Below are 16997 nucleotides of genomic sequence, written 5' to 3'. Positions count from 1 at the left end.
CCGTCAACCGCTCAGGGAGAGCACCATCACCGGATCCGTGGTGGGTTGGCGTGACCCGCCCGCCGGCTCGACAGTAACCCCGATCCGTTCGGCCCCGTCCAGACCCTTCACCAGCACCACGGGTCCCTCCCCGTCGTCGAGCATCCCCGCCGGCCTGGCGTGCTGGTCGTCGATCAGCCACAGCTGGTAGCCGTGGTCGGCCGGCGCGTCCGGCATGCCCGACACCAGGAGGACGGCCCGGTCGGCCTCCCGGGAGACGACGGCGGTGGCCGTACCCCCACCCTCGCTCTCCCCACTGACCACCCTGGTGTCCTCGGAGGCCAACAGGTCGGACAGCGCCGGCCCCGCCTCTCCGGCGAGCTCCTCCCGGAGCGTGTCCCGCTCCTCGCGCAGCTGGATGGCCTGCCCGCCCAGCACGCCGGCCAGCACCGCGGTCGCGGCGGCCAGCGCGAGCGCCGAGCGCACCACCCACCGCCGACCCGCACCAGAACGCACGTCCGGGGCGGGGGCCCCGGCCCGTGTCCCGTCGTCCACCAGCGGGGGTTCCTGGCGGACCGTGGCGACCTCGGCCATGACCCGCTCGCGCAGGCCGGGGCACGGGGTGGTCGGCAGCGCCCCCGCCACCCGCGCCGCCGTCGCCCGCAGTTCCCGCACCTCCTGCGCGCACACCGGGCAGGCCGCGAGGTGCTCCTCGAACGCCGTCCGCTCCTCGCCGGTGACCGCGTTGAGCGCGTAGGCGCCCGTCAACGAATGGATGTCCACGCTCACTGTCCCACCCCCAGGCAGTCACGCAGCCGGATCAGGGCGTCCCGCATCCGGGTCTTGACCGTCCCCAACGGCGCCCCGAGGAGCTCCGCCACCTGCCGGTAGGTGTGCCCCCGGTAGAAGGCGAGCAGCACCGACTCCCGCTGGAGGCTCGTCAACGTGGAGACGCAGCGCCGCACCTGCGCCTGTTCCAGCCGGATCGCGACGGTCTCCGCGACCTCGTCGAAGGGCCGCCGTTCGTCGAGCCGGCCCACCCTCGACTCCCGGTCCGTCGCGGACTGCTCGGAGCGGACCCGGTCCACCGCCCGCCGGTGGGCCATCGTCAGGGCCCAGGTCGTCGCGGACCCCAGTGCCGGGTCGTACCGGGGTGCCGTGCGCCACAGCTCGACCAGGACCTCCTGCGCGACCTCCTCGGACTGGGCCGGATCGCGCAGCACCGTCCGCACCAGGGACAGCACGGGGCCGGAGAGGAGGTCGAACAGCTGCCCGAAGGCGGTCTCGTCCCCTCTGGCGACCCGCACCATCAGCTGCTCCGCGGTGGGGGCGTCCTGGTCCGGCCGGCCCGCCCCGTCCTGCTCCGGGGGCCGGCCGGCCCGTTCCGTCCACTCAGCCATGACCACCTTCATCGTCGAGCCGACTCGTCACGTCCGTCCTTCGGTGCGGCGAGCCGCGCGGATTGGCCGTCCACCCCGGCCGTGACACCGTGATCCGGACGTTCCCGGCGGTGGACGACCGTGGACGGTCGACCGCCGGCCGCCGATCGATCGTCCCAAGCCCCGCCCCCGGCGGATCACCGTGACGGGCCGAACTCCCTCCGTCGCCAGGGCAGTGTTTCCCGTCACTACCGGCGGGAAGCCGTAACGGTCCTGCCCGCCGGTTCTCGGGGCCTTCGCCGCGCCGGGGCCCACCGGGCGGTGGTGTGGGCCGACTCCCCGGCACGAACTGCGGTTTCCTCCCGCTTCGAGGTGACCCGTGTCGGTGCGTGAGGCGGTCGTGAGGCCCTCGATCCGAGGGCCCGTCCGCCTCGTCTCCGCCCGGGTCTCCACGGGGCCGGGGGCTTGGTCTCCTCGCGGTGTCTGTCTATCGTGCAGCGGTCCAACTCAATCGCTCATTGAACGAATAAGGGCGAGACGAGGCACCCAGCCAGGGCGAGGAGGAAGATGCGCCACGGCAGCACCAGCGTCCGACCACCCGGGGGGATCAGCCGCCGCTCCCTGCTCGCCGGCGGGCTGGGCGCCCTCGGGGCCACCTGGCTGGCCGCGGGGTGCTCCTCGTCCGGACCAGCCTCCCGCGCCCTCCCCGTGGAGGCGGCGACCGGCGACCCGGCCAGCGGAGGGGTGCTGCGCATCGCGCGGCCCCCGGCCTCCGACGCCGAGACGCTGGACCCGGCGAGCGCGCTCTCCGCCTACGAGTACCTCGGCGCCGTCTACAACAGGTTGACCAGGATCGGGGAGGACGGCTCCGTCGTCGCCGACCTCGCGGAGGGCTGGGAACCGTCCCCGGACGGCACCCGGTGGACCTTCGCCCTGCGCCGCGGCGTGACCTTCCACGACGGCAGGCCCTTCACCTCCGCCGACGCCCGCTACACGCTGCGGCACCTGCTGGACCCGGACGTGGCATCGCCGCAGGCCGGGGTCCTGGCGCCGATGCTCGAACCGGGCGGGATCCACACCCCGGACCCCCACACGCTCGTGGTCGACCTCACCCGGCCCAACGCCGAGTTCCCGAGCCTGCTGACCTCGTACAACTGCTACGTCATCCCGGACGGCAGCGCCGAGGCCGGCGGGCGGCACATCGGCGAGACCGGGGTCGGGACCGGCCCGTTCCGACTGGAGTCCTTCACCCCCGCCGGCCGGGGCCGGGTGGTGGCCAACCCCGAGTACTGGGAGGGGCGGCCGGTGCTCGACGAGATCGAGTTCTACGCCATCCCGGACACCCAGGCCCGGTCGAACGCGCTGCTCGCCGGCCAGGTGCACCTCCTCTCCCAGACCAACCTGGACTTCGCCACGGCACGCGTCATCAACGCCTCCGACCGGGCGACCATCGCCCGGTCGGTGAACTCGCAGTGGTACGGCCTCCCGATGCTGTGCACCGCCGAGCCCTTCACCGATCCGTCGGTCCGGCAGGCGATGAAGCTCGCCTACGACCCCCAGGCCGTGCTCGACGTCGCCCTCCAGGGAGCCGGGGTCATCGGGAACGACAACCCCGTACCCCCCGAGGAGCCCTACTGGACCGACTACCGCGTCGAACGGGACCCCGAGCACGCGCGTTTCCTGCTCCGCCGAGCCGGGCTGGAAGGCCTTCGCCTCGACCTGCACACCTCCGCCTACGACCCGGTCTTCACGCCGATGGCGTTGGCGTTCCGGGACTCGGTGCGGGAGGCCGGGATCACCCTCGACGTCCGGACCGCGGCCGCCGAGTCGTACTTCTCCCAGATCTGGATGCAGAAACCACTGATGGCGACCTACTGGTACACCGGCCGGCCCATCGAACAACTCCTCAACCAGATCTTCCGAGGTGGTTCGAGCTACAACGAGACGGCCTGGGCCGACGACCGCTTCGACGGGCTCCTCGACGAGGCCAGGGGTGAGATGGACGCCGACCGCCGCCGGATGCTCTACCAGGACGCCCAGCGGTACGTGGTCGACCACGGTGGCTCGATCACCCCGGTGTTCGCCGACCGCCTGGTGGGTCTCTCCCGTGACGTCCTCAACTACCGGGAGCACGGGTTCGAGTTCGACTACCTCAACATCGGGCTGCGGAGGTGACCGGCATGCTGTCCTTCGTCGCCAGACGACTGTTCTCCGCGCTGCTGACCATCGCGCTGTCCTCCGTGCTCATCTTCCTCGCGCTCCAGGCCCTCCCCGGCGACGTCGCCAGCCAGATCCTGGGGCGGGACGCGACCCCCGAGGCGGTGGCGACGCTGCGGGAGCAGCTCGACCTCGACCAACCCGCCTGGCAGCGCTACCTCGAGTGGGTCGGGGGCGCCGTCACCGGGGACCTCGGCACCTCCCTCGCCTCGGGGGAGCCGGTGGCAGCGGAGGTGGGCCTGCACCTGCGCAACACCCTGCTCATCGCCGTGGTCACCATCCTCGTCGCGGTCACGCTGTCGGTGGTGCTCGGCGTGCTCGCCGGCCTCTACCGCGACCGCTGGCCCGACACGCTGATCTCCGGGCTCAGCCTCGTCGGCATGAGCGTGCCCGAGTTCGTGGTGGCGACCCTGCTGGTCCTGGCGCTGTCCATCACCGTGCCGGTGCTGCCCGCCGTGGTGCTCGACGGGCCATCGGCCAGCATCGGGGAGCTGCTCCCCGCCGTCTGGTTGCCCGCCGCCGCCCTCGGCGTCGCGATGACCGCCTACATCGTCCGCATGGCACGCACCAGCGTGATCGACGTGATGGCCGGGGAGTTCGTCACGACGGCCACCCTCAAGGGGCTCGGGCGCTGGCGGGTGGTGACCCGGCACGCCCTGCCCAGCGCCCTGCTGCCGACGCTGAACGTGATCGCCATGAACATCGCCTGGCTGGTCGGGGGTGTCGTCGTCGTGGAGAACGTCTTCAACTACCCGGGGGTGGGCAGTCTGATGCTCCAGGCGGTGCACAACCGCGACCTGCCGATGTTGCAGGCGATCGCGCTGATCAGCGCCACCGTCTACGTGCTGTGCAACCTCGCCGCCGACCTCGGGGCGATGGCGCTGAACCCGAAACTGCGGAGCAGGGAGCAGGTGGGGCTGCGATGAGCGGGACTGGTACCGACACGACCGGGCGGCGAGGAACGCTCACCGGTCTCCTGGGAGCGTTGCGGGGTTCGACCACCGCCTGGGTGGGGGTGGCGCTGGTCGCGGCGCACCTGCTGGTCGCCCTCCTCGCCCCGCTGGTCGCCCCCCACTCCCCGGTGGAGAACGACCCGGCCAACGCCCTCGCCGGGCCTGGCTGGGCGCACTGGGCCGGCACCGACCAGTACGGACGTGACGTCCTCAGCCGCGTGCTGCACGGTGGGCGCTACGCCCTGATGGTGTCCTTCGGGGCCACCGTCCTCGCCGTGGCCCTGGGCACCGTGATCGGTTGCGTGGTGGCGTTGCGCGGGGGTTGGTTGGACAACCTGGTGATGCGGGTGATGGACGCCGTGCTGTCCATCCCGCCGGTCCTGGCCCTGCTGGTGGTCGTGACCGTGCTGGGGGCGGGCCCGCTGGTCATCGTCCTCGCCGTCAGCCTCGTCTACACGCCGGCGGTCACCCGCGTCGTCCGGGCCGCCGCCCAGGGGGTGGCCCCCAGCGACTACGTCACCGCGGCCAGGGTCCGGGGCGAACGGACGACGTCGATCCTGTTCCGGGAGGTGCTGCCCAACATCGTCGACGTGGTCTGCGTCGAGTTCGCCATGCGGGCCTCCTGGGTGATCCTGCTGATCAGCTCGCTGTCCTTCCTGGGCTTCGGCGCGAACCCGCCGACGCCGGACTGGGGGCTGATGGTCGCGGAGAACAGGACGGCGATCACCGTGGTGCCGATGGCGAGCCTGGCGCCGATCATCGCGCTGGCGACCCTGGTCATCGGGTTGAACCTGGCGGCAGACGGGTTGTCCAAGGCATGGGGAGTCGACCGGGTGCGGAAGGGGCGCGCATGACCGAGCGGGAAGCGACCGGCGGGGCGCCGGTCGTCGAGATCACCGGGCTGACCGTGTCCTACCGCTCCGCGGGCCGGGACGTGGTCGTCGCCAACGAGGTCGACCTGGCGGTGCGCGCCAACGAGACGGTGGCCGTGGTGGGGGAGTCGGGGTCGGGGAAGTCGACCGTGGCCGGCACCGTGCTCGGCCACCTGCGGCACGGTTCGCGACTCGCCGGCGGCCGGGTGCTGGTCGACGGGCAGGACGTGTTCGCCCTGCCGCCCCGGCAGCTCCGCGCCCTGCGGGGCGGGACCGTCGCGATGGTGGCGCAGAACGCGGGACAGGCGCTCACCCCGTCGATGCGGGTGGGACGCCAGGTCGCCGAAGCGCTGCGGGGCCGGGGGCTGGACCGCCGCGCGTTGGACGCCGCCGTGGTCGAGCTGCTCGACCAGGTACGACTGCCCAACCCGGCGGAGCTGGCCCGGCGGTACCCGCACCAGCTCTCCGGCGGCCAACAGCAGCGGGTGGCGATCGCGATGGCCGTGGCCGCGCGCCCCCGCGCGCTCGTGCTCGACGAGCCCACCACCGGACTGGACGTCGTCACCCAGGGCGGGATCCTCCGCCTGCTCGACACGCTGAGCTCCGAACTGGGCCTGGCGACGGTCCTGGTGAGTCATGATCTCGGGGTGGTGGCGAGCATGGCGGACCGGGTGCTGGTGATGCGCCGGGGTGAGGTCGTGGAGGAAGCCGACACCGAGCGGCTGTTCGCCGACCCGCGCCACCCCTACACCCGGACCCTGCTGGCGAGCGTCCCCAGGATCACCGACGGGGGTCTCGTCGAGGTGGGCGAGGACGGCGGCCGCACCGTGCGGCGGCGCGAGCCGGTGGCGGACGCACCACCCGTCGTCTCCCTGCGGGACGTCCGCATCGGGTACGGGAGGCGCCGGCGCACCCGCCGAGCCCACGCCGAACCCCGCCCCGCCGTCGACGGGGTCTCCCTGGAGCTGCGCCGTGGCGAGGTGCTGGCGCTGGTGGGTGAGTCGGGCAGTGGGAAGACCACCCTGGCCTGGTCGCTGGCCGGCCTGCGCCCCCCGAGCGAGGGCGAGATGCGGTACACCGACCACGGGCGGTCCGACGACCTCGCCCAGCCCGCCGCCCGCCGGGCCACCGACCTGCGCCGCCGGGTGCAGCTAGTCTTCCAGAACGCCGACACCGCGCTCAACCCGCGTCGGCGCGTCGCCGAGGCGGTTCGGCGTCCACTCCGGATGTTCGGCCTGGCGCGTGGCCGCCGGGAACTGGACGAGCGGACCCGAGGGCTGGTCGCGGACGCCCACCTGGACCCGGCCCTGACCGAACGGCTGCCGGCCCAGCTCTCCGGCGGCCAACGGCAGCGCGTCGGCATCGCCCGGGCACTGGCGGGCGAACCGGACGTCGTGATCGCGGACGAGATCACCACCGCGCTCGACGTGTCCGTGCAGGCCTCGATCCTCGCCCTCCTCGACGACCTCCGGGCGCGACGGCGGCTGGCCTGCCTGTTCATCAGCCACGACCTGGCCGTGGTGCGGGGCATCGCCGACCGCGTCGTCGTCCTCCGGCACGGTGTCATCGTCGAGGAGGGCCCCACCGAAGCGGTCTTCGCGGGCCCCAACCACCCGTACACCAGCACACTGCTCGCCGCCGCGCTCGAACCCGACCCGACCTCGGCCCGCCGACGGGCCGAGAACCGGGACGCGCCACCCGTCCAGTGGGCCGATGACGCGGCCGACGGGGCGGTGTGGGAAGAACTAGGGGCAGGCCACCGAATCCGGCGGTGGCGGGAGGTCGGCAAGGAGGACCGGTGAGATACCGCGAGGAGTTCGCCCGTGACGTCGAGGTCGAGGACACCTGGATCCCGATGCGGGACGGCACGCGGTTGCACGCCCGCATCTGGCGTCCCGTGGACGCGGTCGACCGGCCGGTCCCGGCGCTGCTGGAGTACCTGCCCTACCGAAAGGGGGACTGGACGGCCCCCCGGGACGCCCAGCGCCACCCCTGGTACGCCGGCCACGGCTACGCCTCGGTGCGGGTGGACCTGCGGGGCAGCGGCAACTCCGAGGGCGTGATGCGGGACGAGTACTCCGAACAGGAACTGGCCGACGGCGTCGACGTCGTCCACTGGCTCGCCGAGCAGCCGTGGTCCACGGGGCGGGTCGGCATGTTCGGGATCTCCTGGGGCGGCTTCAACTCCCTCCAGGTCGCGGCGCTGCGTCCCGAACCGCTCAAGGCCGTCGTGACCGTCTGCTCCACCGACGACCGCTACGACAACGACGTGCACTACGTCGGCGGCGCCGTCCTCGGCATCGACATGCTGGCGTGGGCGGGCACGATGTTGGCCTTCACCTCCCGCCCGCCGGACCCGGCCGCCGTCGGGGACCGGTGGCTGCCGATGTGGCGGGAACGGCTCGACGCGCTGGAGCCGTTCCTGCACACCTGGTTGGCCCACCAGCAGCGGGACGACTACTGGCGGCACGGCAGCGTCTGCGAGGACTACTCGGCCATCGACGCCGCCGTCCTCGCCGTCGGCGGCTGGGCGGACCCCTACCGCGACACGGTGCTCCGGCTCGTCGAACACCTCGACGCCCCCGTTCGGGGCATCATCGGCCCCTGGGCGCACCGCTACCCGGACATCGAGCTGCCGCCAGGACCCGCCATCGGGTTCCTGCAGGAGACCCTGCGGTGGTGGGACCACTGGCTCAAGGGCGAGGACAACGGCGCGATGGACACGCCGCCGCTGCGCACCTGGATGCAGGAACCCGTCCCACCACGAACCAGCTACCCGGAGCGGCCGGGGCGGTGGGTTGGTGACCCCAGCTGGCCCTCCCCCTCCGTGAACTGGCAGACCCGCCCGTTCGCGGGGGACCTGCGGGGACCGGCCACGATGGGCGACGGGCGCGTCGTCATCTCCAGCCCCCAGCACACCGGGGTGGACGCCGGTCGCTACTTCCCGTTCGGCAACGCCACCGACCTGCCACCCGACCAGCGGGAGGAGGACGGCCGGTCGACCTGCTTCGACTCGGCCCCCCTGACCGAGCGGCTGGAGATCCTCGGGCGGGCCAGGGTGCGGCTCCGCATGGACTGCGACGTCACCAGGGCCAACGTGATCGTCCGGCTCTGCGACGTCGCCCCCGACGGGTCCTCCACCCTCATCAGCCGGGGCGTGCTGAACCTGGCGAGCCGGGACGGCCGGGACCGGGCGGTGCCCTGGCACCCCGGGACGAAGGAGGACGTGGAGGTCGAGCTGACCGCCACCGGGTACGCCGTTCCCGCCGAGCACCGCCTGCGGGTCGCGGTGTCCACCGCGTACTGGCCCTGGGTCTGGCCCCAGCCCACCAGCCCGGTGCTGCGGGTACGAGCCCAGGACAGCGCGCTGCTGCTGCCCGTGCGGGACCCGGGGGCCGACGCGGGTGCCGCCCCGATCGAGTTCGAGGAGCCGGAGCAGGCGCCGCCGCTGCCCGTGCGGTCCGGTCTCACGCCGGATCGCCCGGAGCGGGTCGTCCGCCACGACGTCGCCACCGGCGAGTGGACCCTCCAGGTGGACCCCAACTACGGGGGTTCGCGGACCTTCCCCGACGGGATGGAGTACTCGGAGAGCGCCCTGGAGACCTACCGCATCCGGGCGGACGACCCCCTCTCCGCCTCCGCCACCTCGACGTGGACCATCCGGTTGCGGCGGGAGGACTGGGACGTGCGGATCGACACGAAGTCCGACCTGCGGGCCACGGCGGACGAGTTCGTCCTGGAGAGCCGGGTCACCGCCGTCGCCGACGGCGAGACGGTCAGCGACCGCACCTGGCACCGCCGACTCCCGAGGACCTCGGGTTGAGCGCAGGGTTCCCGGGGTCCGCGGCCTCCGAGGTCGCGGACCCCGCCCAGGATCACGCGGACGGCGACCTCCCGACGCCGGGAGCCGGGCGGGCGTCGCCGCCCCCCGCCGCCCGGGTCTCCGAACCGCGAACCGGCGCCGGGTCGGAGACTCCCGCCCGGGACGGGGCGGTGGACGGGGGATCTCCCGAGGACGGTGCCGAGGTGGCTCGGGACGGGCAGCCGACGATGGCCACCGACACCGGGGTGGCCGTGGCGGAGACCCCTCCCGGGGAGCAGCCGAGGGCGCGGCGAGGACGCCGGGCGGTCACCCCGGCTACCAGGACCCGCCAGCCCACCGAGGTGCGCCGCCGACTCGTGCTGGAGGCGGCGCTCCCGCTCATCGGCGAACGCGGCCTGGCCGGGATCGGCATCCGTGACATCGCCAGGGCGGCCGGTGTCTCGGTCGGCACGGTCACCTACCACTTCCACAGCGTGCGGGAGATCCTGTCCGAGGCGATCGCCCTGGAGATCGAGCAGTACTACGATCCGGTGCTCGCCGAGGCGCGTCGCAGCAGGTCCGCCGTCGAGGGGTTGCGCGGGCTCGTCGAGGCGGCCTTCACCGAGGACACCGCTCGGCACTGGCGGTTGTGGTTCGACTACTGGAGCGCCGGCCGGCACGACGACGCCTTCGCCGACCGCCAGTCCGGCCGGTACGACCGGTGGCATGCCCAGATCCTGGAGTTGATCCGGCGTGGGGTCGCCGAGGGGGAGTTCGGCTGCCCGGACCCGGAGGAGTCCGCCGTCCACCTCGTGGCGCTGATCGACGGTCTCGCGCTGCAACGGTTGCGGCAGGCGCCGCCGCTGAGCGCCGAGCGGGCCCGGCGGCACCTCCACCGGTTCGTCGAGACCGAGCTGCGCCTCCGGCCCACGGGGGACTGAGGGGACACCCCGTGCCGGGCCGGGCTCCGTGCGCTGAGCGCGGGCCACGGCAGGCTTTTCGCGAGTGCGTGCGTGCGACACCCAGGCGCGCGGTGAATCGCACAGGATGGGCCAGCGGATCGACCACCGCGTTCCCTTGCGAGACGGCGGCCGGGACGTACCGTCGCCTTGACCTGACCAACCCGTCCCCGGCCGGTGAACATCTCTCGGCGGGTTCGGGCGCTGGTGGTCGCGGCGACCGTGGCGCCCACCCGGGACGTGCTCCCGGCGGCACAGTGGCTCGTGGACGGGGAGGCAGTATGACCGCGCTCGCCGGTTCCCTTCCCCGACCGCTCTCTGACGACGTCTCGACCGGGCGGATCCGCGCCCACCAGCAGCACGCGGACAGCGTGGTCACCCTGTACCGGCGCCCGCGCCCGCCCGACGATGAGAAGGTGGCCGCGCTGGTGACGATGCACCGACGTGGATGTGTCCGATGGGCGCGCAGCATCCAGGTGCGACGGTGCGGCGGACGAAGTCCGGCCGGGACCGACTGGGCGCATGGAGGAATCCCCGTATCCAGTATCAACTGGATACGGGGATTCCTCCTGCTCTATTCCTGGAACTCGAAGTAATCCAGGATGATCATCAGCAGCGGTGTCAGCTGGCCCACCAGCGCACGCCCTCCTTCGGTGAGCTGGTGGCGCCGCAACACTGGCGCCCCGGGGGCAGGGCTGGCGCGGGCCACGCCCCGCAGCAGCAGGTGACGACGCTGGAGGTGCTTGCGGACCGCCTCCCACGCCGGGTGGGACAGCCCCACCTGGTGGCGTACCGCGCTGGCCGTGGTGGGGCCGTCGGCGACGATCTCCAGCACGGCCGCGCCGGCCACGGTCAGCCCGTGCACCCGGCAGGCCGTGGCGGTCAGCACCGTGACCGGCGCCGACCGGTCGAGGCGTCCCGCGAGGACGGCGTGGGTGAGCCGGGTGGCGGGCGCGTACGGGCTCACCACGGTTCCCCCTCCCTGTTGTGGGGGAACCAGCAGGCCAGGCAGAACTCCACCCCGGGAGTGAGCAGGCTGAGGAGTTCGGTATCGGCTGCTGGTGCCCGGATGCCGCATTCCGTCCACACGTCGACGTCGGTGCGTTCCCGCGTCAGGTGAGCCGCCGTGTATCCGGGCACGACCAGCGCCGCGAACAGGTCAGGTTTCATGATCTGCGCACAGTGCCCGCAGGGCTGGTACGGGATCTCGTCTGGTCGTTCCTCGTGGCCCACGACGACCGCGTGTCCGCAGACGGTGTGGACGGTAGTACCGGTGAGGTGTTCGCCGTAGGTGCCGATTACCAGGTGCCGCCACCACAACCAGCCGGCAGGTGGTCGCGCGTCGATCCGCCAGACCGGTGGCAGACTCCCCGGCCCCACGAATCGGTGTACATGTCCATTCATTGAGCGTCCCCCGACAACGGTCAACAGGATCAGGCGGCCAGGGCCGCCAGGATGGCCAGAACCGTGACCGCGGCCAGCAGGGCCAGGGCGACCACGCGCGCCACCGTGGCGATACGCCGACGGCGCCGACGACGTCGCTGCGCCTCGAAGGCACGCACCGCGAGGAGGTCGCGTGCCCGTGCGGTGTCAGCGAGGTCCCCGCCGTGACCGGTCACCGGGTACCCCCACCCGTCAGCGAGCGGAAGCTTCGCGTCGCGGGGTCGTACTCGACAGCTCGGTGCTTGTCAGGCTCCGGTGGCAAGCCTCGTTCCGCGAGCCACGCCGCCCCCCGCAACAACAGGGCTACGCCCATCCCCGACACGACCAGCCAGACCAACGCCCACATAGCGGCCCCTTCTGTCGTTTGGCTGCTGTATCCGATACAGCTCCACTGTCCACGTAAGAGTTGCTGTGTCTCACACATCGCGTCTAGTGCCCAGTCGAGTGAACTGTTACTGGTACGTATGTCGATCCACTAGGCTGCTGCCATGTCACGGACACTGCGAACACCCGTCGCGCGGGCGCTGGGAGCAGCCATCGGCCGAGCGCGCACGGAAGCAGGCGTTGGAGTTCGCGAACTTGCGCGCCTCGCGGGGAAGAACGGGGCGTGGGTGAACCGCCTCGAACGCGGTGAGGTCGAGTTCTCAGAAGAGATCCTGAACGAGCTCGCGGACCTCCTGGAAGTCTCCCTTGATGTCAAGAGGCGGTGGCTTGACCGTTTCGCCGACCTGCGCGTCAGCCCGTGGACTCCCAGCGCGGCGATTGATGACGAGCTGTCCGCGTTGATCTCGTACGAAGTCGAGGCAGACCACATCGTTAACGTCAGCTCGTACATTCCGGGCCTACTGCAAACTCGCGACTACGCTACGGCTGTCATCACTGCCGACGACGAAGCATCAAACATAGGCGATCTGCTCTACATTAGGGCTGGTCGGCAAGGTGTGCTCACCGGGCGGCGTGCTCCCCGCTACACCGCATTCTTGGATGAAGCGGCACTTGCGCGCCCTGCTGGCTCAAGTGAGGTCATGTCCGATCAAATCCGGTACATGCTTCGCGTATCGGAAGAGCCAAACATCACTGTGAGAATGATCTCATTTTCAGCGGGATGCTATCTCGGTCAGATCAGCCCGTTTATGCTCCTGACGTTTCCCGAGAACGAAACATCTCCGCTAGTCTACCTGGAGAACCTGCGTACGGCGTCATGGCTGGACCGGGAGCGCGACACGGAAATTTTCGTGCGAGCAGTCGAAAAGCTGCACACCATCGCGCTCAACGTCGACGAAAGCAATGACGTCCTGCTCAAGTACCAGGCGAAGTATGATGAGGAGAGTCATGGGCATCAAAACTTGGCGTAAGTCGAGTCGGAGCGGCGACAGTGGGCAGTGTGTTGAGGTAGGCCGCGCCGCCGACCTCGCGGCCGTCCGCGACACCAAGAACCGTGACGGCGGAATGCTGGTCGTCGACCGTGACACGTTCGCGGCCTTCCTCTCGGCAGTGAAGTCCGGCCGCCTGTAACCAGTCGCCAACGAGCCCTCGATCAGCGTCACACCTGGTCGGGGGCTCGTTCCACGTCGTTCACGAGAACCACGCGATATCGCCGAAGTCGACTTCTCGTCCGCTCTCCTCGTACTCCCGGGTCTCGCGTTCAATACGCGCCGCTGATTCCTCCGATGTGCTATCCCAAGCCGCGAAGCCGTCTTCGCGGAGGTCGCCGGCGGTGATCTTGCCCTCGCGAACGAGTTGGGCCGCTATACGACCCGCCCGACTGATCAGATGCTTGTACTCCTTCCCTCCGAAGTGAACCATGATCCCGATGACGTCTGTCATCATGACGTAGTCATACCGGGTGAGATCGCACACGGACTCACGGACCTCGTGGTCAATATCCATCAATATCAATCTTTCGTTGCAACGTGTACTTTGAACACGTTCTGATCTGCATCTCGAACGTCGAGAGTGGGTTCATCCTTCGTTGTTGCCGAGGTGTATCGATACCCAATCCTAGTACCGTCCGAGTCTATGGTCATAATCCCGTTGTACCCGGGAACATCGATCCTGCGAGCCCCCCGGGAGAGGGAATTGAATATGTCACGCACTTCCTTGGCGCTATCGACTTCGCGCACCACCGTGCGTCGTCCTCGCGGGGAAAGCCGCCCGATCCCCTCGCCTTCGTTCCTCGCGTACTCGCTCGCGGTCTTCCCTCGCCACGTTCCCACCGTCGGCGGCGTTCCCACCGTCGGCGGCGCGGCCAGTGGCGCCGCGTCCGTAGGAGCGGTCGGCGCGGCCGGTGGTACTACGGGCGCAGGGCTGGGAGGGGGTGTTACCGGCCCTGAGTGGTTTCCGCCTGCGATGGTGTCGAGGTAGTGGCGGATCAGGTCGGCGGACCGGCCGAACGCGGCGTACGCCTGCTTCAGTGGCTGGGCCGCGTCGGCGGCGGCCTTCACCGTCCACACCACGTCGTGGTGCGCTGAAGCTGAGAGGAGTTGGGCAGAGTGTTGGCAGCCTCGTTCCGCGCGGTCGAGCGCCGCGACCAGGTCGCGTTGGGCTTCCTCGATTTCCAGGAGGGCCGTGCGTGCCTGGGCGACGACGTCGGCGACGGACACTGAGCACCCCCACAAAGCGATTGCGGACAGTGATGGACCGTAGCAACAGGTGATGGCCTGGGGGGTGCGAACGGCCCCCTCCCGTGTGGGAGAGGGCTGTCCGAGAGACGGCACGAGAACGAGCAAACGCGGGAACTGCGAGAACTCACCGGTAGTGTCGTTCCGCCAACATCGCTCTGACCAGCCAGTTCGACATCTTCTGATCAGCGATGGTGCGTGTCCTGTGACATCGCTAAAACGTGCCTGAACTCGAAGTAATCCACGGTGATCATGAGCAGGGGTGACAGCCGTCCGTTCCCAGGGCACCCGGCCCGCGCCTCCTAGATCTGACTGTCATCGACATTCCTGATGATATTCACCGCTGCCGTGGAGCGTTCGAGAATCGCGTGGACGTCGACAAAGGTCATCCTAACCAGAAGCCCGCCCCCCGCTGGGACTCGGCTAGGAATTCCACTTCGCGGGCATGAAGTGCGCCACGTCACCCAAGCTTAGTTTGCGGCCCTCGGCGACGAACCGCGAGACCTCGTTCTCGATTCTCTGGGCCGCTTCCTCGGCTGGGAGCTCCCACGGCTCGAAAGCATCGACACCTAGTCTTCCTGGTATCAACTTTCCCGTTCGCACGAGGTGTGCGGCCAACTTCCCGGCGTTTTCCGTGGTCGCGCTTCCAGGGCTCCCGTGCTCGCGCAACGCCGCCACGAACTCGAAAAGCATGATTCCGTCGAAACTGGCACTCTCCCAAATGTAATCCATGACGTCCGCATTCGGCTCTTCCATGAACTCTACCCCTTGTTGCGCACTACATGAATTTTGATCGGACGCTGGTCCTCGAACGCCAGATCCATGGTTTCCGTCCCTGGTGTCGTGAGGGACTTGCTCCTTAAGGCTATTCGGGTTCCATCTGGGAACGCCACAACGTGACCCGCATAGGAGTCTACATCCTGACGTCGACCACCTTGCGATAGGTTCACCCATATTTCCCTGATCTCTTCAACGGAGTCAACCTCACGAACGACGGTTCTTCTCCCTCGTGGCGAACGTCTGCCGATCCCTCCCCCCCTTCCCCCTCGCGTAGTCGCTCGCGGTCTTCCCTCGCCACGTTCCCACCGTCGGCGGCGCGGCCAGTGGTCGCCGGGCGGGCCAGCCCGGGGGCACCTGCACCGGTTCGTTGAGACCGAGTTGCGCCTCCGTCCGGAGGGGGACTGAGCGCCGGCACCCCCGTACGAGGAGAGTCATGGACATCAAATCGTGGCGTAAGTCGAGTCGGAGCGGCGACAGCGGGCAGCGCGTTGAAGTCGGTCGCGCCATCGACCTCGCGGCTGTCCGCGACACCAGGAACCGCGACGGCGGGATGCTGGTCGTCGACCGTGGCACGTTCACGGCCTTCCTCGCGGCAGTGAAGTCCGGCCGCCTGTAGCCAGTGGTCAACGAGCCCCCGGCCAGCACACCAGGTCGGGGGCTCGTTCTCCCAGCTCATGCGAACCACGCGATATCGCCGAAGTCGACTTCGCGCCCGTTCTCCTCGTACTCCCGGGTCTCATAGATCGCCGTGGTCAGACTTCAGGCTGCCGTTCCGAGATTCGCGGAGCAACGAGCCACACCACTTCTCCGGGCAGTGGAAGTCTTTTCTCCCGTGCGATCCTGAGCGTCTCACGCTCGATTCGCTCCGCGGAATGGCCGGGGCTGGAACTCCACGGCGCGAAGTCGTCGCCATCGAGTTCGGCGGGAATCAGGAGCTCCGTGCGCACCAGGTGAGCCGCGAGTTTTCCCGCTTCCTCCACCGTTGCCATTCCCGGAGTTCCATATTCGATCAGCGCAGCGATGACATCGCGCAAAGTCGCGCCATCGGACTCCGCCTGCTCCCATATGTACTCGAGAACATCGTGACTCACGCCGTCAGCGTCGATCACGGGGCCTCCTTCGCCACATGGACCTTGACCACTTTTCCTCCATCACCCGGCCAGATCTCCAACGTTGGTTCGCCCGGCGTCGTCCGCGCCGTCTTCCTGATCCCCATCAAGGTCCCGTCGGAAAACGAGATCAGGCGGCCGTTGAACGTGGAAGATTCCACTGTGTGTCCGCCGACGCGCAGAGCATCCCAAAGCTCCCTCACCCGCTGCCCCGACTCGACCTCACGCACTATAGCCTTCCTTCCTCGTGGCGAGCGTCTGCCAATCCCTCCCCCTTTTCCCCTCGCGTACTCGCTCGCGGTCTTTCCCCGCCACGTCCCCACGGAGGGTGGCGCGGCCGGTGGTACTACGGGCGCAGGGCTGGGAGGGGGTGTTACCGGCCCTGAGTGATTTCCGCCTGTGATGGTGTCGAGGTAGTGGCGGATCAGGTCGGCGGACCGGCCGAACGCGGCGTACGCCTGCTTCAGTGGCTGGGCCGCGTCGGCGGCGGCCTTCACCGTCCACACCACGTCGTGGTGCGCTGAAGCTGAGAGGAGTTGGGCAGAGTGTTGGCAGCCTCGTTCCGCGCGGTCGAGCGCCGCGACCAGGTCGCGTTGGGCTTCCTCGATTTCCAGGAGGGCCGTGCGTGCCTGGGCGACGACGTCGGCGACGGACACTGAGCACCCCCACAAAGCGATTGCGGACAGTGATGGACCGTAGCAACAGGTGATGGCCTGGGGGTGCGAACGGCCTTGTTCGGTGTGGGGGAGGACCGTTCGAGGGGCAGCACGGTGACGAGCAAGCGCGGGAACCGCGAGAACCCGTCAGCGGAACCCGGCCTTACTTCATGCCGTTGGACCAGGCGGTCTGGCGCTCCACGACCGCACTGGAGATGAGCCTCCAG

Annotated in this window: 19 protein-coding genes; 9 read left to right on the top strand and 10 right to left on the bottom strand. The window is 69.9% G+C overall.

Annotated elements, in window-relative coordinates; genetic code table 11:
* Positions 1 to 3 precede the first annotated feature (3 nt).
* Positions 4 to 768 (bottom strand): anti-sigma factor domain-containing protein, encoded by a 765-nt coding sequence (locus ACOJVX_RS16190; RefSeq protein WP_026418700.1) that lies wholly within the window; start codon positions 766 to 768, stop codon positions 4 to 6.
* A complete protein-coding gene (gene sigK / locus ACOJVX_RS16185) occupies positions 765 to 1379 on the bottom strand; it encodes an ECF RNA polymerase sigma factor SigK (protein ID WP_081715427.1) in 615 nt (204 codons plus the stop codon). The genes ACOJVX_RS16190 and sigK overlap by 4 nt, the downstream gene beginning before the upstream one ends.
* A 546-nt stretch (positions 1380 to 1925) precedes the next feature.
* Here sigK and ACOJVX_RS16180 point away from each other — a divergent pair.
* The 6 genes from ACOJVX_RS16180 to ACOJVX_RS16155 are packed head-to-tail and all read left to right on the top strand — an operon-like array spanning position 1926 to position 10143.
* Positions 1926 to 3533 carry an ABC transporter substrate-binding protein gene (locus ACOJVX_RS16180; RefSeq protein WP_026418701.1) on the top strand — a complete coding sequence of 536 codons (1608 nt, stop codon included), beginning with the start codon at positions 1926 to 1928 and terminating at the stop codon, positions 3531 to 3533.
* 5 nt (positions 3534 to 3538) lie between these two features.
* Positions 3539 to 4501 carry an ABC transporter permease gene (locus tag ACOJVX_RS16175; protein WP_026418702.1) on the top strand — a complete coding sequence of 321 codons (963 nt, stop codon included), beginning with the start codon at positions 3539 to 3541 and terminating at the stop codon, positions 4499 to 4501.
* Positions 4498 to 5382, top strand: a complete 885-nt coding sequence (locus ACOJVX_RS16170; RefSeq protein ID WP_422646897.1) for an ABC transporter permease — start codon at positions 4498 to 4500, stop codon at positions 5380 to 5382. The genes ACOJVX_RS16175 and ACOJVX_RS16170 overlap by 4 nt, the downstream gene beginning before the upstream one ends.
* A complete protein-coding gene (locus ACOJVX_RS16165; protein ID WP_422646896.1) occupies positions 5379 to 7202 on the top strand; it encodes a dipeptide ABC transporter ATP-binding protein in 1824 nt (607 codons plus the stop codon). The genes ACOJVX_RS16170 and ACOJVX_RS16165 overlap by 4 nt, the downstream gene beginning before the upstream one ends.
* Positions 7199 to 9223, top strand: coding sequence for a CocE/NonD family hydrolase (locus ACOJVX_RS16160; protein WP_026418705.1), 2025 nt, complete (start codon positions 7199 to 7201; stop codon positions 9221 to 9223). Before ACOJVX_RS16165 ends, ACOJVX_RS16160 begins: the two co-directional genes overlap by 4 nt.
* A complete protein-coding gene (locus tag ACOJVX_RS16155; RefSeq protein WP_418154607.1) occupies positions 9220 to 10143 on the top strand; it encodes a TetR/AcrR family transcriptional regulator in 924 nt (307 codons plus the stop codon). The genes ACOJVX_RS16160 and ACOJVX_RS16155 overlap by 4 nt, the downstream gene beginning before the upstream one ends.
* A gap of 592 nt (positions 10144 to 10735) precedes the next feature.
* Here ACOJVX_RS16155 and ACOJVX_RS16150 read toward each other — a convergent pair.
* The 3 genes from ACOJVX_RS16150 to ACOJVX_RS16140 are packed head-to-tail and all read right to left on the bottom strand — an operon-like array spanning position 10736 to position 11780.
* Positions 10736 to 11128 carry a hypothetical protein gene (locus ACOJVX_RS16150; RefSeq protein WP_418154606.1) on the bottom strand — a complete coding sequence of 131 codons (393 nt, stop codon included), beginning with the start codon at positions 11126 to 11128 and terminating at the stop codon, positions 10736 to 10738.
* A complete protein-coding gene (locus tag ACOJVX_RS16145) occupies positions 11125 to 11565 on the bottom strand; it encodes a hypothetical protein (protein WP_155886115.1) in 441 nt (146 codons plus the stop codon). The genes ACOJVX_RS16150 and ACOJVX_RS16145 overlap by 4 nt, the downstream gene beginning before the upstream one ends.
* Before the next feature lie 29 nt (positions 11566 to 11594).
* Complete coding sequence (locus ACOJVX_RS16140) at positions 11595 to 11780, bottom strand: hypothetical protein (protein WP_026418709.1); 186 nt, start codon at positions 11778 to 11780, stop codon at positions 11595 to 11597.
* 312 nt (positions 11781 to 12092) lie between these two features.
* On the opposite strand from ACOJVX_RS16140, the gene ACOJVX_RS16135 reads away from it, so the two are divergent.
* The gene (locus ACOJVX_RS16135) at positions 12093 to 12959 is read left to right on the top strand and encodes a helix-turn-helix domain-containing protein (protein WP_081715409.1); all 867 of its coding nucleotides are present in this window, start codon (positions 12093 to 12095) and stop codon (positions 12957 to 12959) included.
* A complete protein-coding gene (locus tag ACOJVX_RS16130; RefSeq protein WP_418154605.1) occupies positions 12892 to 13119 on the top strand; it encodes a DUF397 domain-containing protein in 228 nt (75 codons plus the stop codon). Before ACOJVX_RS16135 ends, ACOJVX_RS16130 begins: the two co-directional genes overlap by 68 nt.
* A gap of 60 nt (positions 13120 to 13179) precedes the next feature.
* On the opposite strand, the gene ACOJVX_RS16125 is transcribed toward ACOJVX_RS16130, so the two are convergent.
* From ACOJVX_RS16125 to ACOJVX_RS16115, 3 genes are all read right to left on the bottom strand, one after another.
* Positions 13180 to 13494 (bottom strand): hypothetical protein, encoded by a 315-nt coding sequence (locus tag ACOJVX_RS16125; protein WP_418154604.1) that lies wholly within the window; start codon positions 13492 to 13494, stop codon positions 13180 to 13182.
* Between the two features lie 5 nt (positions 13495 to 13499).
* Positions 13500 to 14207 (bottom strand): hypothetical protein, encoded by a 708-nt coding sequence (locus ACOJVX_RS16120; protein WP_422646895.1) that lies wholly within the window; start codon positions 14205 to 14207, stop codon positions 13500 to 13502.
* A gap of 441 nt (positions 14208 to 14648) precedes the next feature.
* Positions 14649 to 14981, bottom strand: a complete 333-nt coding sequence (locus ACOJVX_RS16115; protein ID WP_422646894.1) for a hypothetical protein — start codon at positions 14979 to 14981, stop codon at positions 14649 to 14651.
* A gap of 457 nt (positions 14982 to 15438) precedes the next feature.
* On the opposite strand from ACOJVX_RS16115, the gene ACOJVX_RS16110 reads away from it, so the two are divergent.
* Positions 15439 to 15621 (top strand): DUF397 domain-containing protein, encoded by a 183-nt coding sequence (locus tag ACOJVX_RS16110; RefSeq protein WP_418154601.1) that lies wholly within the window; start codon positions 15439 to 15441, stop codon positions 15619 to 15621.
* A gap of 136 nt (positions 15622 to 15757) precedes the next feature.
* On the opposite strand, the gene ACOJVX_RS16105 is transcribed toward ACOJVX_RS16110, so the two are convergent.
* Complete coding sequence (locus tag ACOJVX_RS16105) at positions 15758 to 16114, bottom strand: hypothetical protein (protein ID WP_418154600.1); 357 nt, start codon at positions 16112 to 16114, stop codon at positions 15758 to 15760.
* On the bottom strand, positions 16111 to 16770 hold the full coding sequence (locus ACOJVX_RS16100) for a hypothetical protein (RefSeq protein ID WP_422646893.1): 660 nt from the start codon (positions 16768 to 16770) through the stop codon (positions 16111 to 16113). The genes ACOJVX_RS16105 and ACOJVX_RS16100 overlap by 4 nt, the downstream gene beginning before the upstream one ends.
* Positions 16771 to 16997: the final 227 nt, after the last annotated feature.

Origin of the sequence: Actinoalloteichus caeruleus, assembly GCF_049311605.1 — a bacterium.
GTDB classification, from domain to species: domain Bacteria; phylum Actinomycetota; class Actinomycetes; order Mycobacteriales; family Pseudonocardiaceae; genus Actinoalloteichus_B; species Actinoalloteichus_B caeruleus.
Note: the sequence above shows the minus strand (reverse complement) of the source record. Positions and strands in the feature narration are given on the sequence as shown.

Bases quoted from the DNA above. Each gene is read 5' to 3' on its own strand.
- ACOJVX_RS16125 (WP_418154604.1), bottom strand. From the start codon at position 13,494: ATGGATATTGACCACGAGGTCCGTGAGTCCGTGTGCGATCTCACCCGG.
- ACOJVX_RS16170 (WP_422646897.1), top strand. From the start codon at position 4,498: ATGAGCGGGACTGGTACCGACACGACCGGGCGGCGAGGAACGCTCACC.
- ACOJVX_RS16115 (WP_422646894.1), bottom strand. From the start codon at position 14,981: ATGGAAGAGCCGAATGCGGACGTCATGGATTACATTTGGGAGAGTGCC.
- ACOJVX_RS16165 (WP_422646896.1), top strand. From the start codon at position 5,379: ATGACCGAGCGGGAAGCGACCGGCGGGGCGCCGGTCGTCGAGATCACC.
- ACOJVX_RS16110 (WP_418154601.1), top strand. From the start codon at position 15,439: ATGGACATCAAATCGTGGCGTAAGTCGAGTCGGAGCGGCGACAGCGGG.
- sigK (WP_081715427.1), bottom strand. From the start codon at position 1,379: ATGGCTGAGTGGACGGAACGGGCCGGCCGGCCCCCGGAGCAGGACGGG.
- ACOJVX_RS16180 (WP_026418701.1), top strand. From the start codon at position 1,926: ATGCGCCACGGCAGCACCAGCGTCCGACCACCCGGGGGGATCAGCCGC.
- ACOJVX_RS16145 (WP_155886115.1), bottom strand. From the start codon at position 11,565: ATGAATGGACATGTACACCGATTCGTGGGGCCGGGGAGTCTGCCACCG.
- ACOJVX_RS16130 (WP_418154605.1), top strand. From the start codon at position 12,892: ATGACGTCCTGCTCAAGTACCAGGCGAAGTATGATGAGGAGAGTCATG.
- ACOJVX_RS16175 (WP_026418702.1), top strand. From the start codon at position 3,539: ATGCTGTCCTTCGTCGCCAGACGACTGTTCTCCGCGCTGCTGACCATC.
- ACOJVX_RS16135 (WP_081715409.1), top strand. From the start codon at position 12,093: ATGTCACGGACACTGCGAACACCCGTCGCGCGGGCGCTGGGAGCAGCC.